19 protein-coding genes are annotated in these 18749 nt (G+C 64.3%); 12 read left to right on the top strand and 7 right to left on the bottom strand.

All coding sequences use genetic code 11. The features are described from left to right. Positions 1 to 97: 97 nt before the first annotated feature. Entirely contained in the window at positions 98 to 1936 is a 1839-nt protein-coding gene (locus FJ977_RS12580) for a M3 family oligoendopeptidase (RefSeq protein WP_181179799.1), read from the bottom strand. 172 nt (positions 1937 to 2108) lie between these two features. Between FJ977_RS12580 and FJ977_RS12575 the strand changes: the two genes are divergently transcribed. From FJ977_RS12575 to FJ977_RS35775, 3 genes are all read left to right on the top strand, one after another. Next, a complete protein-coding gene (locus FJ977_RS12575; protein ID WP_140771817.1) occupies positions 2109 to 3635 on the top strand; it encodes a sigma-54 dependent transcriptional regulator in 1527 nt (508 codons plus the stop codon). 502 nt (positions 3636 to 4137) lie between these two features. Continuing rightward, positions 4138 to 5943, top strand: a complete 1806-nt coding sequence (locus tag FJ977_RS12570) for a DUF882 domain-containing protein (protein ID WP_246683042.1) — start codon at positions 4138 to 4140, stop codon at positions 5941 to 5943. 175 nt (positions 5944 to 6118) lie between these two features. Beyond that, positions 6119 to 6295 carry a hypothetical protein gene (locus FJ977_RS35775; protein ID WP_172348716.1) on the top strand — a complete coding sequence of 59 codons (177 nt, stop codon included), beginning with the start codon at positions 6119 to 6121 and terminating at the stop codon, positions 6293 to 6295. A 102-nt stretch (positions 6296 to 6397) separates the two neighbouring features. Here FJ977_RS35775 and FJ977_RS12565 read toward each other — a convergent pair whose 3' ends face one another. Next, positions 6398 to 7291, bottom strand: a complete 894-nt coding sequence (locus FJ977_RS12565; protein ID WP_140771815.1) for an AraC family transcriptional regulator — start codon at positions 7289 to 7291, stop codon at positions 6398 to 6400. Between the two features lie 130 nt (positions 7292 to 7421). Between FJ977_RS12565 and FJ977_RS12560 the strand changes: the two genes are divergently transcribed. Beyond that, positions 7422 to 8171: an SDR family oxidoreductase gene (locus FJ977_RS12560; RefSeq protein WP_140771813.1), complete on the top strand. Its 750-nt coding sequence runs from the start codon at positions 7422 to 7424 to the stop codon at positions 8169 to 8171. A 4-nt stretch (positions 8172 to 8175) separates the two neighbouring features. Here FJ977_RS12560 and FJ977_RS12555 read toward each other — a convergent pair whose 3' ends face one another. After that, positions 8176 to 8814 (bottom strand): 2-dehydro-3-deoxy-phosphogluconate aldolase, encoded by a 639-nt coding sequence (locus FJ977_RS12555; RefSeq protein WP_140771811.1) that lies wholly within the window; start codon positions 8812 to 8814, stop codon positions 8176 to 8178. A 225-nt stretch (positions 8815 to 9039) separates the two neighbouring features. On the opposite strand from FJ977_RS12555, the gene FJ977_RS12550 reads away from it, so the two are divergent. From FJ977_RS12550 to FJ977_RS12540, 4 genes are all read left to right on the top strand, one after another. Next, the gene (locus tag FJ977_RS12550; RefSeq protein WP_140771809.1) at positions 9040 to 9969 is read left to right on the top strand and encodes a rhodanese-related sulfurtransferase; all 930 of its coding nucleotides are present in this window, start codon (positions 9040 to 9042) and stop codon (positions 9967 to 9969) included. Positions 9970 to 10087: 118 nt separating this feature from the next. Continuing rightward, positions 10088 to 10828, top strand: coding sequence for a tellurite resistance TerB family protein (locus tag FJ977_RS12545; protein ID WP_140771807.1), 741 nt, complete (start codon positions 10088 to 10090; stop codon positions 10826 to 10828). Between the two features lie 115 nt (positions 10829 to 10943). Further along, positions 10944 to 11078 carry a hypothetical protein gene (locus tag FJ977_RS36660; RefSeq protein ID WP_281406816.1) on the top strand — a complete coding sequence of 45 codons (135 nt, stop codon included), beginning with the start codon at positions 10944 to 10946 and terminating at the stop codon, positions 11076 to 11078. A 38-nt stretch (positions 11079 to 11116) separates the two neighbouring features. Continuing rightward, a complete protein-coding gene (locus FJ977_RS12540; protein ID WP_140771805.1) occupies positions 11117 to 11872 on the top strand; it encodes an SDR family oxidoreductase in 756 nt (251 codons plus the stop codon). 30 nt (positions 11873 to 11902) lie between these two features. On the opposite strand, the gene FJ977_RS12535 is transcribed toward FJ977_RS12540, so the two are convergent. Both FJ977_RS12535 and FJ977_RS12530 read right to left on the bottom strand, forming a co-directional pair. Beyond that, on the bottom strand, positions 11903 to 12277 hold the full coding sequence (locus tag FJ977_RS12535; protein ID WP_140771804.1) for a YciI family protein: 375 nt from the start codon (positions 12275 to 12277) through the stop codon (positions 11903 to 11905). A gap of 151 nt (positions 12278 to 12428) precedes the next feature. Next, entirely contained in the window at positions 12429 to 13613 is a 1185-nt protein-coding gene (locus FJ977_RS12530) for a pyridoxal phosphate-dependent aminotransferase (RefSeq protein WP_056578340.1), read from the bottom strand. A gap of 83 nt (positions 13614 to 13696) precedes the next feature. Between FJ977_RS12530 and FJ977_RS12525 the strand changes: the two genes are divergently transcribed. From FJ977_RS12525 to denD, 4 genes are all read left to right on the top strand, one after another. Next, positions 13697 to 14383, top strand: a complete 687-nt coding sequence (locus FJ977_RS12525) for a GNAT family protein (RefSeq protein ID WP_140771802.1) — start codon at positions 13697 to 13699, stop codon at positions 14381 to 14383. Between the two features lie 32 nt (positions 14384 to 14415). Continuing rightward, positions 14416 to 15387, top strand: coding sequence for a cation diffusion facilitator family transporter (locus FJ977_RS12520; protein ID WP_140771800.1), 972 nt, complete (start codon positions 14416 to 14418; stop codon positions 15385 to 15387). Between the two features lie 89 nt (positions 15388 to 15476). After that, entirely contained in the window at positions 15477 to 15689 is a 213-nt protein-coding gene (locus tag FJ977_RS12515) for a hypothetical protein (RefSeq protein ID WP_140772773.1), read from the top strand. Between the two features lie 12 nt (positions 15690 to 15701). Then, entirely contained in the window at positions 15702 to 16679 is a 978-nt protein-coding gene (denD, locus tag FJ977_RS12510; protein WP_140771798.1) for a D-erythronate dehydrogenase, read from the top strand. A gap of 36 nt (positions 16680 to 16715) precedes the next feature. Here denD and FJ977_RS12505 read toward each other — a convergent pair whose 3' ends face one another. After that, positions 16716 to 17975 (bottom strand): nickel/cobalt transporter, encoded by a 1260-nt coding sequence (locus FJ977_RS12505; protein ID WP_140771797.1) that lies wholly within the window; start codon positions 17973 to 17975, stop codon positions 16716 to 16718. Then, on the bottom strand, positions 17972 to 18640 hold the full coding sequence (locus tag FJ977_RS12500; RefSeq protein ID WP_140771796.1) for a DUF1007 family protein: 669 nt from the start codon (positions 18638 to 18640) through the stop codon (positions 17972 to 17974). Before FJ977_RS12500 ends, FJ977_RS12505 begins: the two co-directional genes overlap by 4 nt. Positions 18641 to 18749: the final 109 nt, after the last annotated feature.

The raw sequence follows: 18749 nt of genomic DNA, 5'->3' as shown, positions 1-18749 counted from the left end.
TCTGCCTAGAGTTCTTCAAGAACAAATATTTAGCGCAAGAATACTGCAATCCCAACATGCATTCCGGCTAAACTGTTCTGCCGATGCGAGACGCGTCTCAGCTGTCGAGGGATTCCAGTTCGTCGATCAGGCCGCTGATCACGCCAAGTCCGATCTGCCAGAAGGCGGGATCGGTGGCGTCGAGGCCGAAGGGCGCCAGAAGCTGCGAATGATGCTTTGTGCCGCCGGCGCGCAGCATCTCGAAATACTTGTCCTGGAAGCCGCGCTCGGCATTCTGGTAGACCGCGTAGAGCGAGTTCACCAGGCAGTCGCCGAAAGCATAGGCATAGACGTAGAAGGGCGAATGGATGAAGTGCGGGATGTAGGTCCAGAAGACCTCGTAGCCTTCGCGCAGCTTGATCGCGGGCCCCAGGCTTTCGGCCTGCACTTCCAGCCAGAACTGGCCGAGCCTGTCGGACGTCAGTTCGCCGTTGCGGCGCTCGGCATGCACCTTGCGCTCGAATTCGTAGAAGGCGATCTGGCGCACCACCGTGTTGATCATGTCCTCGACCTTCTGGGCGAGCATGGCCTTGCGCTCACGCCTGTCGGTGGTCCGCTCGAGAAGCGAGCGGAAGGTCAGCATCTCGCCGAACACGGAAGCGGTCTCGGCCAGCGTCAGCGGCGTCGAGGCCATCAGCGCGCCCTGGCCGGCGGCCAGCACCTGATGCACGCCGTGGCCGAGCTCATGCGCCAGCGTCATCACATCGCGCGGCTTGCCCATGTAGTTGAGCAGCACATAGGGGTGCGCCGACGGCACGGTCGGATGGGCAAAGGCGCCAGGCGACTTGCCGGGCCTTACCGGGGCGTCGATCCAATTGCGGTCGAAGAAGGTGCGCGCGATCTCGGCCATCTCGGGCGAGAAGCTCTGATAGGCGGACAGCACGGTGTTCCTGGCCTCGTCCCAGCCGATCACCGCTTGCGGCGTCTCCGGCAGTGGTGCGTTGCGATCCCAGTGGTTCATCACCTCCATGCCGAGCCACCGCGCCTTCATGGCGTAGTAGCGGTGCGACAGGCGCGGATAGGCCTCGCGCACCGCGGCGGCGAGCGCATCGACCACGCCGCGCTCGACACGGTTGGCGAGATGGCGTGAATCGGCGATGTCCTCGAAGCCGCGCCAGCGGTCGGATATTTCCTTGTCCTTGGCCAGCGTGTTGGTGATCAGCGTGAAGGTGCGCAAATTCTTGCGGAAGGTCGCGGCCAGCGCCTCGGCGGCGCGGCGGCGCACCTCGCCGTCGGCATCCTGCAAACGGTTGAGCGCCGGCTCCAGTGTCAATTCCTCGCCATCGATGTCGAAGCGAAGGTCGGTCATCGTCTCGTCGAACAGGCGGTTCCAGGCGCCGCGTCCGGTGATCGACTTCTCATGGAAAAGCTGCTCGACACGATCCTCGAGCTGGTAGGGCTTGTCCATGCGCAGGTCGAGCACCCAGGGCCGGTAGTGGCCGAAAGCGGGATCGCCGGCCAGCGCGCTTTCGATCGCGGCGTCATCGATCAGGTTCAGTTCGAGCGCGAAGAACAGAAGATGCGCACTGGCGTCGGTCATCCTCTCCTGGATGTCGCCATAGAGCTTGGCGCGCTGCGGGTCGGCGGTATTGCCGGCGTAGACCAGGCCGGCATAGGAGACGATGCGCCCGATCAGTTCCTCCAGCGCCTCGTAGGCCACCAGTGCCTCGCCCAGCTTGCCGGCGTTGCCGCGCCCGGCCTCGGCCGCGAGCGTACCCTTCCAGCGGGTCTCGAAAGCGATCGCGTCGGCGGCGGCCCTGGCGATGTCACGCTTCAGTTCCGGGGCTTCCATGCCGGCATAGAGGTCGGCAAGGTTCCATTCCGGCAGATCGCCAAGCTCGGCCGCGCCCTGACCGGACGCTGGTGCCGCAAGCCGCCGACCAAACATCATGCGCATCGACATACCTTCTGTGAATCACGGGGTCAGAATCAAGTGGCCAGAATCGGGGAGAATGGAGAAGCCGGTCAAATCCTAAGGAATTCGTTCACCGGGTTTTTTGAAACCTTGTTTAGAACCCTGTGCCAAGATGATCCATGGGGATTTCGGGCGCGGGCAAATCAAGACAGTCATGACAGGTTCCATACTCATAGTCGATGACGATCCCGTGCAGCGCCGGCTGCTCGAGGCCGCGGTGACGCGCTTCGGCCACCCGGCGATCGTCGTCGACGGCGGTGCCGCCGGCCTCGAAGTGCTCGACGGGCCAACGGCCCGCGACGTTTCGGTGGTGATCCTCGATCTGGTCATGCCCGGCCTCGACGGCATCGGCGTGCTGCAGGCGATGCGTGAACGCGACATCACCGTCCCGGTCATCGTCCAGACCGCCCAGGGCGGCATCGAAACCGTTGTGTCGGCGATGCGCCATGGCGCCTTCGATTTCGTCGTCAAGCCGGCGTCGCCCGACAGGCTGCAGGCGTCGATCGCCAACGCGCTCAAGGTCGAAGCGGTCGAGGGCGAGGTCAAGCGCACATCGCGCAGGCGCGGCGGACTGCTGACCTTCAGGGACATGATCACCCACAGCCCGGCCATGGACAGGGTGATACGGCTTGGCCAGAAAGCGGCCGCCTCCAACATCCCGATCCTGATCGAAGGCGAATCCGGCGTCGGCAAGGAGCTGGTGGCACGCGCCATCCAGGGCAGCGGCGACCGCCGCTCGAAGCCTTTCGTCACCGTCAATTGCGGCGCCATCCCCGACAATCTGGTCGAATCGATCCTGTTCGGCCACGAGAAGGGCTCGTTCACCGGCGCCACCGACAAGCACACCGGCAAGTTCGTCGAAGCGCATACGGGCACGCTGTTCCTCGACGAGATCGGCGACTTGCCACTCGACGTCCAGGTCAAGCTGTTGCGCGCCGTGCAGGAGGGCGAGGTCGATCCGGTCGGCGGCCGCTCGACCGTCAAGGTCGACATAAGGCTGATTTCGGCGACGCACCGCAACCTCCTGCAGCAGGTCAAGGACGGCAAGTTCCGCGAGGATCTGTTCTACCGGCTGAATGTCTATCCGATCTTCGTGCCGCCGCTGCGCGACCGCCGCGACGACATTCCGCACCTGGTCACGCATTTCATGGAGAAGGTGGCACCGGCCGACCCGCGCCATCGCCTGCAAGGCATTTCGGCGCCGGCACTTGCCGTGCTGCAGGCCTATGACTGGCCCGGCAACATCCGGCAGCTGGAAAACGCCGTCTTCCGCGCTTCGGTGCTGTGTGAAGGCGACGTGCTCGATGTCGATGATTTTCCACAGATCCGGGCGCAGGTCGAAGGTACCGTCAATCTCGAAACGGATGTCGCCACGCCACCGCCGCTGGAACCTCGCGACGATGATATCCTGGCCGGCGAGGCAGCCTCGATGGCCGAGGCCGAACTGCCCCCCCGGCTTCAGCCTCGCTTCGGCACCCTGCGGGCGCTCGATGAACGCGGCAATGTGCGGGCGCTCGCCGACGTCGAACTCGAGATGATCAAGCTTGCCATCGACCATTACAACGGCCAGATGAGCGAAGTCGCGCGCCGCCTCGGCATCGGCCGTTCGACGCTTTACCGCAAGCTCAAGGAATACGGCATCGACCCGGAGACCGGCCGCGTGGAACGGCTGGCGTCCTAAATCGCATCGCGCCGAACCGGATAGCCGCCGCGTGTCAGGCCATGTCCCCGTGCATGTCGTTCGCCCCGAAACCGAGGCCACGTTTGGGCAACATGCATCGGACGCAAGGCCGGGACCAGCTTGCGATGCCAGAGTTTGTCCCGCTGTCAGCGGGGTTCGGCCGGAATATGGCAAGCCCGTGGACAGCTCTGTTCACGCATTAAGGCTAATGGTAACAGATCGTGTTCTGTCAAAAGCCGGAATCCTGATCTAAACCAGCGGTTTACCAAGAAACCTTGTGAACAATTTTTGACGGGATATCGCCATGGTGTTACCGCATTTCGGCTTCAATAAGCGATGATTAACCATTAGGATTGATATTCGGATGTGAAAACCACACGTCCGTTTGGGCAAATCCGGGGACAAACGGCAGCCTGCAAGGCCTTTTGATTTGAACAGAATCGAACGACTCACAAACGGGCGGCATCATCATCTGAGCGTCTGGCCGAGATGGCTGGCAGCGGTGATTGTCGCTTTTGGTTTTGTTGCCGCGGCCGCCACCGGCGCCCAGGCCGAAGTTCGTTCGCTGAAGCTCTACCACCTCCACACGCACGAGAAGGCGGAGATCGTCTACAAGCGCAATGGCCGCTACGATCCGGAGGGCCTGAGGAAGATCAACATCATCCTGCGCGACTGGCGCCGCAACGAGCCGACCAAGATGGATCCGCGCCTGCTGGACCTGGTCTGGGAGGCATATCGCGAAAGCGGCGCCACCGACTATATCCAGGTCGTCTGCGGCTACCGTTCTCCGTCGACCAACTCGATGCTGCGCAGCCGCAGCCGCGGTGTCGCCGAGAAGAGCCAGCACATGCTCGGCAAGGCGATGGATTTCTACATTCCCGGCGTGCCGCTGAAGAAGCTGCGCAACATCGGCCTGAAGATGCAGGGCGGCGGCGTCGGCTACTATCCGACCTCCGGTTCGCCGTTCGTCCATATGGATGTCGGCAATGTGCGCCACTGGCCCGGCATCAGCCGGCAGGAACTGGTCAGCCTGTTCCCCAACGGCAAGACCCTGCATGTGCCGAGCGACGGCCGCCCGCTGCCGGGCTATGAGCAGGCAATGGCCGCCTACAAGGCGCGCAAGGGTGCCGGTACGCCCAATGTCGAGCTTGCGAGCGCCGGCGGCAGCGGCAAGAAGTCCGGTGGCTTCCTCTCCGCCTTCTTCGGCGGTGGCGGCGACGATGAAGCCGACGACAGCGCCGACGTCGAGACCGCTTCGGCTGCCCCTGCGCCCAAGCCTAGAAACCTGAAGCCGGCCGCGACCGCCAAGAGCAGCAACCTGCCGGGCATCGCCATCGTCGCGCCCGAGAACGCGCAGCGCGCCAACATCCCGCAGATTGCCGACGAGCAGGCTCCGGAACCGGTGAAGGACACGCCGGAAACGATCATCGCCGCGCTGCCGGCCAAGGAGATTCCGCTGCCCGATTTCGCGCCGCGGCCGAAGGCCGATGTCGGTGCGCAGCCTGAGAATGTTCCGTTCGCCATGGCGGACGCGACTGCGACCACCGAACAGGCCGTGGCGACCGCGCAGGCGCCGGCGAACATGCCGTTCAGCAAGGCTGATCCCACCACTGTGACGGCGGCGGCCGATCCGGCGCAGGTTGCCGTCAACAACATCCCCTTGCCGACGTGGCGTCCCGAACGCACGCTTCCGGCCGATCTCGCACCGCCGCCCAGCAAGGATGTGCTGATGGCGCTGGCGGATACGGCCGAACAGGGCAAGACCGCGTCCGATGCGTTCTCGGTGCTGCCGACGGCGCGTCCCGAGCCGGCCAAGCCGGACGCCGTCAAGGCCGTGCTCGACGAGGCCAATGCCCAGGTCGGCAATGCCGACGAATACAAGGTTGCGTCGCTGTCGGAAGAACCGCGCTCGGCCTTCAACGATCCGTCAGGTGTCGATGCAGCATCGCCACGCCAGGCGGTTGCCGCCCGCCCGGCCGGTTCCGATCCGGCCGCCGCGATCGGCGCCGGCGTGAAGACGACCCGCAAGGAAGCCAGGGCCACCGCCCGTGACCAGAAGCCCGGCCCCAGGGCCATGGTGGTCGCAGCAGCGCCCCAGGCCGCCCGTTGGGCGCTGACCAGCGGCGAGAACGTCGCCACCGCTTCGAGTGCGACGACGGCGCCGGGCTACGCCTACAACATCGTGCATACGCCGCCGAGCGAGGTCTATACGGCCGGCTTCCAGCCGAGCAACCAGGTGGCCGACGCCAACCGGTTCACGGGCAACGCCGTCAAGTTCATGTCGGTGGCCCGCTTCCAGACGAAATAGCCTGCTGGCCAGACGAGACAAAGCCGCGCCGGGCGACCAGCGCGGCTTTTGCTGTCCGGGCGTGATGCGTGAGGCGCGAACCCCGCGGATCACGCGCGGCTGAACTTCTCGTGAGGCCGGAACGGCCTGGCTGTTTGCGGGTTAGCATGGGTACGTTCCAACCCTGGGGATATTCATGAAGAAAATTCTACTGGCATCCGTTCTGGCATTGGTTGCAGCATCTGCCGCGATCGCTCCATCGCAAGCCGAAACCGTGATCATCAAGAATGGCAAGCATCACTGCAGGACCAAGCTGGTCACGCATTGGGTGCACCATCACAGGGTGACCGAGAAGGTCAAGGTCTGCCGCTGATCCGGAACCGCTGGGATCCGGGAGAATTGGCCCGGTCGGCGAGAGTCGGCCGGGCTTTTCATGTGCCAGCTGACGCAGCGCTTACGCTTGGTTCCGAGCGCTTTAGTCGATTTCCATCGTGGCTGCTTCGCCCCTGGCCAAAAGCCGCGCTGCGTCGCGCGCCGGCGGTAATCCGAAATGGCGCGCATATTCCCGGCTGAACTGGGAAGCGCTTTCATAGCCAACGGCAAAGGCGACACGCGTGGCGCTGCCCGGCCCCGCGATCAGCAGATGACGAGCCTCCAGCAGACGCACCTGCTTCTGATACTGGATCGGGCTCATGGCGGTCGCCGCCTTGAAATGGCGATGGAACGAGGCATTGCTCATATGCGCGAGTTCGGCCAGCTCCGTCACATCGATGGGTTCGTTGTAGTGTGCTCGTATCCAGGCGGTGGCGCGGCGTATCTGTGGCAGGCGGCCATCGGCGTGCGCGAGTTGCCGCAACTTCGCCCCTTGCGGACCCTGCAGCAAGCGGAATGCGATCTCGCGTTCGAGCATGGGCGCGAGCACGGGGATTTCGGTTGGGCGGTCGAGCAGCCGCAGCATGCGGCGCCATGCATCGAGTAGTTCGTCATCGGCCCGGTTGGTCACGAAGCCGTCGCCGTCGACCGCCGGCTTGTGGTCGATGATCAGGGCGGCGATCAGCCCGACATCGAGGGCGAAGGCGATGGCCGTGTAGGGACGGGCGCTGCTCGCCTCGATGAGCTGGCTGGTGGCCGGCGTCTCCACCGCATAGATGAAATAGCTGCCGGCGCCATAGCGAAGCGTGCGGTCGCCGATCAGCACGGTCTTGGTCCCCTGCAGCACGAACAGCGCCGTCGGTTGGCAAAGCTCGGGCAGCGGCGGGGTCGCAACCTCGCTGCGGCCGATCGTGACGCGCGGGATCGCCGTTTTCGTGCGCCGCCCATGCGCATGGCGGCCGGCGATGCCGATCAATTCCTGCAAAACCTCTTCCATTCTTCAGCATTGCCGATCCGGGCGGCCCGCGCAACTGGTTGAGAGGATTAGGCAAGAGGACGCGAGTATCCGGCGCGCGAAACCGGCCGAGGCACGTCATCTCTAGGTCACCAAAGAAGGAGACATCGATATGACGACGCAGAGGAATGCGCTGGTCACCGGCGCCAACAAGGGTATCGGCCTCGAGACCGCTCGCCGGCTGGGGACAAAAGGGTTCAAGGTCTGGCTCGGCGCCCGCGATGCCGGGCGCGGGGAGGCCGCGGCGAAGGCGCTGCGCAACGACGGGCTCGACGTCGAATGGCTCGAGCTGGACGTCGCCGGCGACGACAGCGTGGCGGCCGCGGCCAAGGCCCTGACAACACAGCTATCCAGCCTCGACGCGCTGGTCAACAATGCCGGCATTGCCCCCGGCTATGTCGACGCGCTGGGACCGGACGGCCGCTACGAACGGCCCCCGAGCCGCGAGGATGTCGCCGATATGAAGGTCACCTATGACGTCAACGTCTTCGGCCCGGTTCGCGTCACCCAGGCATTCCTGCCGCTGCTCCTGGCATCGCCCGCCGCCCGCATCGTCATGGTCAGCAGCTCTCTCGGCTCGATCGCGCGCGCCGCCGGCAACAGTCAGTCGCCCAATGTCATGGGTTATGGCAGCTCGAAAACAGCGCTCAATGCCATCACCGTGGCCTTCGCCCGGGAGCTCTCGCCGCGCGGCATCATGGTCAACGCCGCCGCTCCGGGCTACACCGCGACGGACCTCAATGCGCATAGCGGCGGGCGTACGGTGCAGCAGGCTGCCGGGATCATCGTGCAATTGGCGACGCTGCAGGCGGGCGGGCCCACCGGCGGGTATTTCGATGAGAACGGTCCGCTGCCCTGGTGATCGGTTATTTCCTGAGCTTGCTCGCTTCACGTGCAAGCGCTTCGATCTCGTCCCACTTGCCCGCCTTGACCATGTCGTCGGGCGCGACCCAGGAGCCGCCGACGCAGATGACATTGGGCAGGCTGAGATAATCGGCGGCATTCTTGCCGGTGATGCCGCCGGTCGGGCAGAATTTGACGTCGGCGAGCGGCGAGGCGAAGGCCTTCAGCGAAGCGATGCCGCCGGACTGCTCGGCCGGGAAGAATTTCAGGAAGCGCAGGCCTGCCTCGCGCGCGGCCATGATCTCGCCGGGCGTGATGGCGCCGGGCAGCAACGGGACGGCGCTGTCTTTCGCCGCGGCCAGAAGCTGGCTGGTGATGCCGGGGCTGACAATGAATTTCGATCCAGCCGCCGCCGCTTCGGCGAACTGGCGGGCGTCGAGAATGGTGCCGGCGCCGACAATGGCGTCCTCGACTTCGGCCGCAACGCGGCGGATCGCTTCCAACGCATCGGCGGTCCTCAGAGTGATCTCGATCGCCGGCAGGCCGCCACGTGCCAGGGCGCGGGCCAGCGGCACCGCATCGGCAACATTGGCGATCTTCAGCACCGGTATGACCGGCTGGCCATTGAGGAGCGACAGGAGTGTTTCGGTCTTGCTGGGCATCTGTCTCTCCGTATCCTAAGCGCGTCGCGTGAATCCGTCTCGGCGCGCGCTCTAGTTCATTTCAACCGATTAGCAGACGGGTGTTTGCCTGTCCACGAAACCGGTCGCGTCGCGATGTCACGCGCTGTCGGACAGCTTATCGGCTCTTCCCCGACAGGGCCATGACAGGCACCAAAGCCCGTTTCACCTTGAAACAGCATTTACGAGCGTCTAGTTGCTCTGGCAATGACACCGTCCACACCAACCCAGCCCGTCCGCGTCGCCGCGCTCTACCGGTTTGCCCGGCTCGATGCCTTTGACGAACTGCGCGCGCCGCTCGCCGCCTTCTGCTGCGGCCGTGGCATCAAGGGCACGCTGCTCCTGGCGCATGAAGGCATCAACGGCACGGTCGCGGGCAGCGAAGCAGCGATCGCCGAACTGATCGATCATATCGAAGCCATCGACGGGCTGGCGGGCCTCGAGGTCAAGTACAGCGGCGCCGCTGAAATGCCCTTCCACCGCATGAAGGTGCGGCTGAAGCGCGAGATCGTCACCATGGGCATCGAGACCATCGACCCGGCGACGAGCGCGGGCACCTATGTGGCACCGGCGGATTGGAACGCGCTGATTTCCGAGCCCGACACGATCGTCATCGACACGCGCAACGCCTACGAAGTTTCGATCGGCACCTTCAAGGGCGCGGTCGATCCGGCGACCGCGAGCTTTCGCGAATTCCCGGCCTGGGTGGAAGCGCATCGAGCCGAGCTCGAAGGCCGCAAGGTGGCGATGTTCTGCACCGGCGGCATTCGCTGCGAAAAGGCGACGGCCTATGTCAAGTCGCTCGGCTTCGAGGACGTGTTCCACCTCAAGGGCGGCATTCTCAAATATCTCGAGGAGGTTCCGGCCGCGCAGAGCCTGTGGCAAGGCGAGTGCTTCGTCTTCGACGAGCGGGTTTCCGTTTCGCACGGCCTCGCCGAGGGAGACGCGGAACTCTGCCGTGCTTGCCGCCATCCGCTGACGGCAAGCGAGCTGGCGTCGCCGAAATATGCAGCCGGTATCTCGTGCCCGCATTGCTTCGATGCCCGGTCGGACGAGGACCGTCAGCGTTATGCCGAGCGCCAGCGGCAGGTCGAGCTTGCCGAGGTGCGGGGCAAGGGGCCGCATATCGGGTCCTGACTGAGGCTCCGGAGCCGCGGCAAAGCGGCGGCCTGTCATTGCAATGTCAAGTCCCGGGACCTACGTCTTCGGCGTTCGAAACCTGCCCGTTCGGCCGGGCACATGCTGGAGGCACTGAATGTTCGATCCCAAGAAGCTTCTCGACGATCTGCTCGGCTCGCAAATTCCCGGCACCAGCGGCACCGTCCGCGACAAGGCTGGCCAGGCCGTGCAGATGGCCAAGGACAATCCGCTTGCGGCCGGCGCGCTCGCGGCCGTGCTGCTTGGAACCGGCGCCGGTCGTCAGGTGACAGGCACGGCGGTAAGGCTCGGTGGCCTGGCCGCGATCGGCGGTCTCGCCTACAAGGCCTACCAGAACTACAAGGCCGGCAATGCTCCGGAGCAGGCGCCCGCGGCCGGCGAACCGGAATTGCTGCCGCCGCCCAAGGACACCGCCTTCCACCCTTCACAGGCGCCGCAAGGCGAGGATGAGTTCACGCTGACGCTGGTTCGCGCGATGATCTCGGCGGCCAAGGCCGACGGCCATGTCGACGACGAGGAGCGCAAGAAGATCGCCGGCAAGCTCAGCCTTGCGGGGATCGGCGCCGATGCCGAGAAATTCCTGATGGCGGAGCTGGAAAGCCCGCTCGACCTTGACACGCTGGTCGCGGGTGCCCGGACCGACGCGCAGAAGCTCGAGCTCTACACCGCATCGCGGCTCACCATCGATCCCGATACACGCGCCGAGCGCGGCTATCTCGACCTGCTGGCCGGCCGGCTCGGTTTGCCGGACGCGCTGGTCGACCATGTCGAGGCGACGGTTTCGGCGGCCAAGGTTCCGGCTGGCAAGGCAGGCACCTCGCCCAACCCGCGCTGGTAGGCCAAAACGGCACAGAGAGCCGTTTACCTTTCGTTAACTCAGGAAGCGCATGATTCTACACAGTCGGATCGGCTTTTCCTCCTCCCAAGCCCGGTTCAGATCAGGGCGGTCGCCAATGACCGCCCTTTTTGTCGGCACCTGCCGGGCTTCCTCCGAAAACGGATTCCACTTTTTCAAGGGCATGCTTTGGCGGCCGCGCTTGCCATCGCTGCCGTCATTTGCGATGCCTTCTGCCGAGCAAAATCCCTGAAAATCAGGCACGCGCGGCGGGGCCGGAGGATATCTGTCATGACCGAGCAAAAAACCGCCATCGTCACCGGCGCCGGGACGGGTATCGGCAAGAGCGTTGCCACGGCGCTGCTCAAGACCGGCTGGAACACCGTGTTCTGCGGACGCCGCAAGTCCGTTCTGGATGCCGCCATCGCCGAGGCCGGCCGGACCGAGGCCAAGGCGTTGGCGGTCGCCTGCGACATCAGCAAGGCCGGCGAGGTCGACGATCTGTTCGAGACGGTGGCGGAGGCGTTCGGCCGCGTCGATCTGCTCTTCAACAATGCCGGCATGGGTTACAAGTCGACGCCGATCGACGAGATCCCGGTCGAGGTCTGGAACGATATCGTCGGCGTCAATCTCACCGGTTCGTTCCTGTGCGCCCGTGCCGCCTTCGGCGCCATGCGCAAGCAGCGGCCGATGGGCGGCCGCATCATCAACAACGGCTCTGTGTCAGCCTATGCGCCGCGCCCGGGCTCGGTGCCCTATACGGCGACCAAGCATGCCATCACAGGACTGACGAAGACGCTGGCGCTCGACGGGCGTCCCTATGACATCGCTTGCGGCCAGATCGACATCGGCAACGCGCTGACCGACATGGCGCAGCCGATGACCGTCGGCGTGCCGCAGGCCAACGGCTCCATCGCCGCCGAAGCGGTGATGGATGTCCAGCGCGTCGCCGACGCTGTCGTGCACATGGCGAGCCTGCCGCTCGACGCCAATGTGCTGTTCATGACTGTCATGGCGACCAAGATGCCGTTCGTCGGGCGTGGTTGAGCGGCGGGCGCCGGCAGGGCTTTCGCCGCCTCATTTTCCCGCCAGGGGAACGCCGGGCTTGAAGAGCAGAATGGGCCTGATCTCGTAGACGGCCGTCGGATTGACGCGGCGAAGGTCGCGGGCGATCGCGATTGCCTCGTCCCTCGTGGCGCAGTCGACGACATAGAGGCCGAGCAACTGTTCCTTGGTCTCGGCGAACGGGCCGTCGATGATCACGCCGTCGCCAGGGCCGCGCAAGGTGCAGGCATCCTGTGTCGCCCCCAGACGCGCGGACGGTCCAAGCGTGCCTTCCTCATGAAGCCGGGTGTTGATCTTGAACAGATCGGCCATCAGCGCCGCATCTTCCTGCGGCGTCAGCGCCTTGATCGCGTCTTCCACGTGATAGGCAAGGATTGCATAAAACATCTAGGGCATCCCGGTTCGATCCTGATCTCAGGACCGTAACCGTTCCCGACATGGACGCACAGTCTTGGCCGTGAGCCTCCGGACGGATCATGACATCGACATGGCGGCCGGCCGCAAACCATCCGAAAATGGCTCCGGCCTGCTTTGAGGCCTACTTGGCCAGGAACGCCCCGATCCGCTCCAGCGCGCGCAAGATGTTCTCCTCGGAATTGGCGTAGGAGAGCCTGACATAGCCTTCGCCGAGAATGCCGAAATCGGGGCCGCCGATCAGCGCCACGCCGGCGTCGTCGAGCAGCGCCGAGGCCAGCTTCTTTGCCTTCCAGCCGGTCTTCGACACATTGGGGAAGGCGTAGAACGCGCCCTTGGGGGTGATGCAGGAAATATTCGGCAAGGCGTTCAGCCCCTCGACCACGACCTTCCTGCGGCGGTCGAAGGCGCGCATCATGGTGTCGACGTCGTCCTGCGGGCCATCGATGGCGGCGATGCCGGCGAACTGGCTCGGCGCGTTGACGCAGGACCAGCAATTGACCGCCAGCTTGCGCACCTTGTCGTAGAGATGCGCGCCCTTGTCGCCGTTCGGCCAGATCGACCAGCCCATGCGCCACCCGGTCATCGCCCATGTCTTGGACCAGCCATTGAGCACGATCAGCCGATCGCGGATCTCGGGATAGCCGAGCAGCGAGCAATGCGTCTCGCCGTCATAGGTCATGACGTCGTAGATCTCGTCGGAGAGGATCGCGACATCAGGATGCTTCTCCAGTCCCTTGACCAGCTTTTCGATCTCGGCACGCGGCGTGACGCCGCCGGTCGGGTTGGCCGGCGAGTTGAGGATCAAGAGCCTGGTCTTCGGGGTGATCAGCGCCAGCGTTTCTTCCGCCGAGAAGGCAAAGCCGTTTTCCTCGCGCATCGGCACGGGAATGGGGGCGGCACCGGTGAATTCGATCATCGAGCGGTAAATGGGAAAACCGGGATCCGGATAGAGGATCTCCGCGCCGGGTTCGCCGAACATCAGGATGGCGGCGAACATGGTCGGCTTGCCGCCGGGCAGGATCATCACCGTCTCGGGCGAGACCTCGACGCCCGTGGTGGTCAGCGTGCGGCGAACCACCGCCTCGCGCGTTGCCAGAAGCCCGTTGGCGGGCGTGTAGCCGTGGTGGCCGTCACGCAGCGCCTTGATCGCCGCCTCGACGATGTGCTGCGGCGTCTTGAAGTCCGGCTGGCCGATGCCGAGATTGACGATGTCGCGGCCCTGTTGGGCAAGTGCGGTCGCCCTCGCGAGCACCGCGAAGGCATTTTCCTCGCCGAGACGGTCGAAGGCCGAAATCGTGTGGAGCATTTTTCCCGTCCATGTGGTTCTTGCTGTGAGGTCGTGTTTTTGTGAGCTTCGGCCCGCAAAAGTCAAACGGATTGGAGTCTTCGGTGTCGGAAAATCTCGCGAATTGGCAGCCACGCCCGCGTCCGGAGCGCAAGGCGATCGACGGTCGCTATGTCCGGCTTGAACCGCTGAGCGCCGCAAGGCACGGTGATGGGCTCTATGAGGCGTCTTCCGTGTCCGATGTCGACGGCCGCTTCGCCTGGCTGCCCGACTATCCGCCGGAAACCCGCGCCGCCTTCCAACCCTGGCTGGACAAGGTCGAGGCCAGCGAGGATCCGCTGTTCTTTGCCGTCATCGACAAGGCCAGCGGCAAGGTCGCCGGACGCCAGACGCTGATGCGCATCGATCCCGCTTACGGCGTCATCGAGATCGGCAACATCTATTGGGGGCCGCTGATCTCGCGCAAGCCGGGCGCGACGGAAGCGCAGTTCCTGTTCATGAAATATGTCTTCGACGACCTTGGCTATCGCCGCTACGAATGGAAATGCAACAACCGCAACGAACCGTCGAAGCGCGCCGCGGAACGGTTCGGCTTCAAGTTCGAGGGCATTTTCCGCCAGCACCTTATCGTCAAGGGTGAAAACCGCGACACCGCATGGTATTCGATCATCGACAAGGAATGGCCGGCCCTTCGCAAGGCCTATGAGGCGTGGCTCGATCCGGCCAATTTCGATGGCGACGGCCAGCAGAAGCGGCGGCTCGAGGATTTTCGCTCGCAGTTCGGGGCGTGAGCTGAATTCAGGGCTCAACGGGAGTTTGCCATTTGGCGCATACCCATTCCCACGACCACGGCGGCCATGATCATGACGGTGCCGGTCACGTGCATGGCTCCACCGACAAGAAGCGTGTGCTGGTCGCGGCCTGCCTGACGGCAGGGTTCATGGTGGCGGAAGCGCTTGGCGGCCTCTTCACCGGGTCGCTGGCCCTGCTGGCCGATGCCGGCCACATGCTTGCCGACGCCATCGCGCTTGGCCTTGCCTGGTATGCCTTCCATCTTGCGGGGCGGCCAGCGACCGGCCAACTCACCTACGGTTTCGGCCGGGTCAAGACCCTGGTGGCCTACACCAACGGCATCGCCATCTTCGTCATCGCGCTGTGGATCGTCTACGAGGCGTGGAGGCGCCTGCAAATGCCTGCACCGGTGCTGGGCGGACCGATGCTGGCGGTGGCGATCCTCGGCCTCCTGGTCAATATCGCCTCCTTCCTGGTGCTGCATGGCGGCGACCGCGAGAGCCTCAACATGCGCGGCGCCATCCTGCATGTGCTTGGCGACCTGCTCGGCTCGGCGGCGGCGATCGTGGCGGCACTGGTGATCCTGGCGACCGGCTGGACGCCGATCGATCCGATCCTGTCGGTGCTGGTCTCGCTGCTGATCCTGTCGACGGCATGGTCGCTGATGCGCGCCGCAGCCCACGTGCTGCTGGAGGGCGTGCCGCCAAGCCTCGACCGGGATCTCATCGCCAGTGATCTCGCGGTAACGGTAAAAGGCGTGCGCGAAGTGCACCATATGCATATCTGGTCGATCGACGGCTCAAGCAACATGGCCACGCTGCATGCCTGCCTCGACGAGGGCGTCGACGCGCATCAGGCGGTCAGCACCATAAAGAAGCGGCTTGCCAGCGAGCACGGCATCAGCCATGCCACCGTGGAGCCGGAATTCGGCCAATGCGCCGACGAGGGCGACGACCACGATCATGGGCACGATGCGGCCCCGCATCACGACCACCACCACTAGGTTCGATCCGTTGATATCGATCGGCCTTGCCTCAGGAGTTCCAAAGCTTTGAAAGCCAGCCCGACGAACGCCTGCTGTCCCGGTGCCGCATGATGGACCGCGACACCAGGAACGCGGCTATTGCCGCGCTGTGGATCATGCTTCTGTTCGGCATCGCGGCCTTCTATCTGCCGACAGTGATGCTGGCACTCGGCAGTTTTTCGACCGTGCTGGCCGGCATCTTCGGCATCGTTTTCGTGCTGGCGTTTTTCCTCGTGTTCTGGCTGCGCGCGCGCAGCCAGCGCAAAAATCAGGGCAAGTAAGGGATATCTGACATGCGCATTCTGATCACCGGCGCCGCGGGCATGGTCGGCCGCAAGCTCATCGCCAGGCTGGCCAAGGACGGCACGCTGCGCGGCAAAAAGATCACCGCACTCGATTTGCATGACATCGTGCCACCGCAGGCCCCGGCCATGGATGGCGTGAGCATCGACGTCCATACCGGCGACCTTGCAGAAGCGGGCGCCGCCGAGAGCCTGGTGGCGTCGCGGCCGGATGTCATTTTCCATCTTGCGGGCATCGTGTCGGGCGAGGCGGAAGCGAACTTCGATCTTGGCTACCGCGTCAATCTCGACGGTACGCGCGCCCTGTTCGATGCCATCCGCCTGGCGGGTTTTGCGCCGCGCGTCGTCTTTACCTCGTCGATCGCGGTGTTCGGCGCGCCGTTCCCGGATGTCATCCCCGATGAGTTCCATCCGACGCCGCTGACCTCCTATGGAACGCAGAAGCAGATGAGCGAGGCGCTGCTCGCCGACTATTCCCGGCGCGGCTTCTTCGACGGCATCGGGATCCGGCTGCCGACGATCTGCGTGCGGCCCGGCAAGCCGAACAAGGCGGCCTCTGGCTTCTTCTCCGGCATCATCCGCGAACCGTTGAGCGGCCAGGAGGCGATCCTGCCGGTGCCGCGCTCCGTCGTGCACACCCATGCCAGCCCGCGCTCGGCGGTGAACTTCCTGATCCATGCGGCCGAGATCGACGGTGCCGCCGTCGGGCCGCGCCGCAACCTTACGATGCCTGGCGTCGCCGTTACCGTCGGCGAGCAGATCGAGGCGCTGGAGCGCATCGCCGGGCCGAAGACGGCAGGCCTGATCCGCGAGGTGCCAGACGAGACGATCTGGGCGATCGTCAAGGGTTGGCCGACCCGCTTCGAGGCAAGACGCTCACGAGAACTCGGCTTCAGCGCCGAGAAGAGTTTTGACGAGATCATCCGGGCCCATATCGAGGATGAGCTGGGCGGCAAGATTCCCGGTTAGGAGTTTACCATCCCCATCCCATTCTTATGGGATGGCCTAGACGCTGCCGGTCAAGCTCGCCGACAAAAGCAGCAATCCGAACAGGAAGACAAAGGCAGCGCCGCCGATCTCAACGATCGAATGGATGCGGTTGCCCATGCGGCCGTCGCCTGCGAAATACACCGCCCAGTTCTTGGCGGTCACGGCGAGCGTCGCCAGGGCCGAGACGGTAATGGCGGTGCCCAGCGACATGGCCAGCACCGACAGCAGGCCGCCGAGCCAGAGACCGTTGAGCAGCGCGAAGCTGAGCACGATCAGCGCGCCGGAGCAGGGGCGGATGCCTACGGCCGCCACCGCCGACCAGGCGGTGCGCCAGTCGAAGCGATCACCCGACAGCAGCGCCGGATCGGGCGCATGCGAGTGGCCGCAGGTTTCGCAGACCTCGCCCGCCGCATGATCGTGATGCGCATGGTCGTGATGTCCATGATCGTGTGTGCCGTGATCGTGATGGTGGTCATCCGCGCCATGGCCGTGATGGTCGTGCGAATGGTCATGAACATGGTTGTGATCGTCATGCACCTGCAGCGCGTGCGAACGGGCATGCGCCGAATGGCTGTGCGCGGCATGCGAATGGCCGGCATGCGAATGGCCGGCGTGGGAATGACCGGCATGCGAATGGCCGGCATGGGAGTGGCTCCCATGGGAATGGCCCGCATGAGCCGCGGAAAGACTGTAGGCAGGTGCTCGGCCGAACAGGCGCAGGATGGAAGGGCCGAGCTTGCGCCACAACAGCCAGGCGCCGAACAGGGTGACCAGGGCAAAGCTCATGATCTCCATGAACCAGGCCGCGTCTGTCATCGAGATGGTGGTGCCGCGCAGGACGAAATAGGCGAGCAGCATGACCACGATCGCCGTCAGGCCCTGCAGCAGGGCCGAGACGAAGGACAACAGGATGCCGCGCCGCAGCGCCACTTCATTGGCGACCATGTAGGACGAGATCACCGCCTTGCCGTGGCCGGGGCCGGCGGCATGGAAAATGCCATAGGCGAAGGACAGGCCGATCAGGATCCAGATTTTGCTGCCATCCTGGCGCATAGCCTTCATGGCGCCGGCAAGAGCGCGGTAGAATTCCTGCTGCCGCAGGTTGATCCACATCAGGATGTGGGCAAACGGACCGGTGGTCGGCGCCATACCGTCATTGACGCCGATGCCGAGTGAACTCTGGGCGTGCGCGGCGTTGGCGAAATGCATCGCGGCAAAGGTGAGGGCCAACAGGCCGAATGCCAAACGCAGGGACGGTTTCGTCACCGGCTTCATCCTTCTGGCTGACAGGTCAGTTCGAGCTTGGTGGCAAAGATCTTGCTCATGTCGGTGCCTGTCGGGTCGTTGAAGAAGGCATCCGTCAGTGTCTTCTGGTTTTCCTTGATGGCCTCATCCGGATCCGGACGGATCACCTTGCTGGTGCAATTCGACGGCAGGCCCTCGACCGTGATGTTGGAATCCTCGGTGAAGTCGATCGCCGTGTAGAAAGTCGGATCATAGACGCCGATGTCGATCGTGCCGGTCAGCTTGATCGGCGCCTTGGGTTCGGACTCGAACAGGATGATCAGCTGGTCGTTGTCGAAATTGGCCATCAGGTGTGGAGGCGGCACCATCGTCACGTCCTTGCCGTTCTGCGTGACGAGCTGGAAATAGTTGAATTCGGCCAGAGAGGCATGGACGGTGTCGGCGACATCCTTCAGCTCCTTGTCGTCAAGCTTCAGGTCCGAGTTCTTGTCGAACTCCATCATGACAGTACTCGAAAACAGGTCGTCGAAGCGCCAGAGATGGCGCAGCGCTTTCACACTTTGGTGATCCGGGGACAGGATCACATCGAGCCGCGCCTCGGCGAAGACGTGCGGATGCACGTAAGCCGGTCCCGTGGCGGCAAAGGTCGCCACCAAGGCCGAAGCCAGTGTGATTGCGTGCCGCTTGAGATGCATTCCCGGTCGCGATTCCCTTGGCTTTGGAGAGGAACCGAAGGTCACCAGAAAGGGGGCGAAATTGGGACCGCCAGTGCGTGTCACCCAAAAGTGCGCAGCGGTTTTGGGG

The sequence above is a fragment of the Mesorhizobium sp. B2-1-3A genome (assembly GCF_006442655.1).
Taxonomy (GTDB): Bacteria; Pseudomonadota; Alphaproteobacteria; order Rhizobiales; family Rhizobiaceae; genus Mesorhizobium.
This window is presented reverse-complemented; position numbering and strand designations above follow the sequence as displayed.

What these genes read in the sequence shown, in the direction of transcription:
- FJ977_RS12580 (WP_181179799.1), bottom strand. Translation starts at nt 1,936, where the DNA reads ATGCGCATGATGTTTGGTCGGCGGCTTGCGGCACCAGCGTCCGGTCAG.
- FJ977_RS12575 (WP_140771817.1), top strand. Translation starts at nt 2,109, where the DNA reads ATGACAGGTTCCATACTCATAGTCGATGACGATCCCGTGCAGCGCCGG.
- FJ977_RS35775 (WP_172348716.1), top strand. Translation starts at nt 6,119, where the DNA reads ATGAAGAAAATTCTACTGGCATCCGTTCTGGCATTGGTTGCAGCATCT.
- FJ977_RS12565 (WP_140771815.1), bottom strand. Translation starts at nt 7,291, where the DNA reads ATGGAAGAGGTTTTGCAGGAATTGATCGGCATCGCCGGCCGCCATGCG.
- FJ977_RS12560 (WP_140771813.1), top strand. Translation starts at nt 7,422, where the DNA reads ATGACGACGCAGAGGAATGCGCTGGTCACCGGCGCCAACAAGGGTATC.
- FJ977_RS12555 (WP_140771811.1), bottom strand. Translation starts at nt 8,814, where the DNA reads ATGCCCAGCAAGACCGAAACACTCCTGTCGCTCCTCAATGGCCAGCCG.
- FJ977_RS12550 (WP_140771809.1), top strand. Translation starts at nt 9,040, where the DNA reads ATGACACCGTCCACACCAACCCAGCCCGTCCGCGTCGCCGCGCTCTAC.
- FJ977_RS12545 (WP_140771807.1), top strand. Translation starts at nt 10,088, where the DNA reads ATGTTCGATCCCAAGAAGCTTCTCGACGATCTGCTCGGCTCGCAAATT.
- FJ977_RS36660 (WP_281406816.1), top strand. Translation starts at nt 10,944, where the DNA reads ATGACCGCCCTTTTTGTCGGCACCTGCCGGGCTTCCTCCGAAAACGGA.
- FJ977_RS12540 (WP_140771805.1), top strand. Translation starts at nt 11,117, where the DNA reads ATGACCGAGCAAAAAACCGCCATCGTCACCGGCGCCGGGACGGGTATC.
- FJ977_RS12535 (WP_140771804.1), bottom strand. Translation starts at nt 12,277, where the DNA reads ATGTTTTATGCAATCCTTGCCTATCACGTGGAAGACGCGATCAAGGCG.
- FJ977_RS12530 (WP_056578340.1), bottom strand. Translation starts at nt 13,613, where the DNA reads ATGCTCCACACGATTTCGGCCTTCGACCGTCTCGGCGAGGAAAATGCC.
- FJ977_RS12515 (WP_140772773.1), top strand. Translation starts at nt 15,477, where the DNA reads ATGATGGACCGCGACACCAGGAACGCGGCTATTGCCGCGCTGTGGATC.
- denD (WP_140771798.1), top strand. Translation starts at nt 15,702, where the DNA reads ATGCGCATTCTGATCACCGGCGCCGCGGGCATGGTCGGCCGCAAGCTC.
- FJ977_RS12505 (WP_140771797.1), bottom strand. Translation starts at nt 17,975, where the DNA reads ATGAAGCCGGTGACGAAACCGTCCCTGCGTTTGGCATTCGGCCTGTTG.
- FJ977_RS12500 (WP_140771796.1), bottom strand. Translation starts at nt 18,640, where the DNA reads ATGCATCTCAAGCGGCACGCAATCACACTGGCTTCGGCCTTGGTGGCG.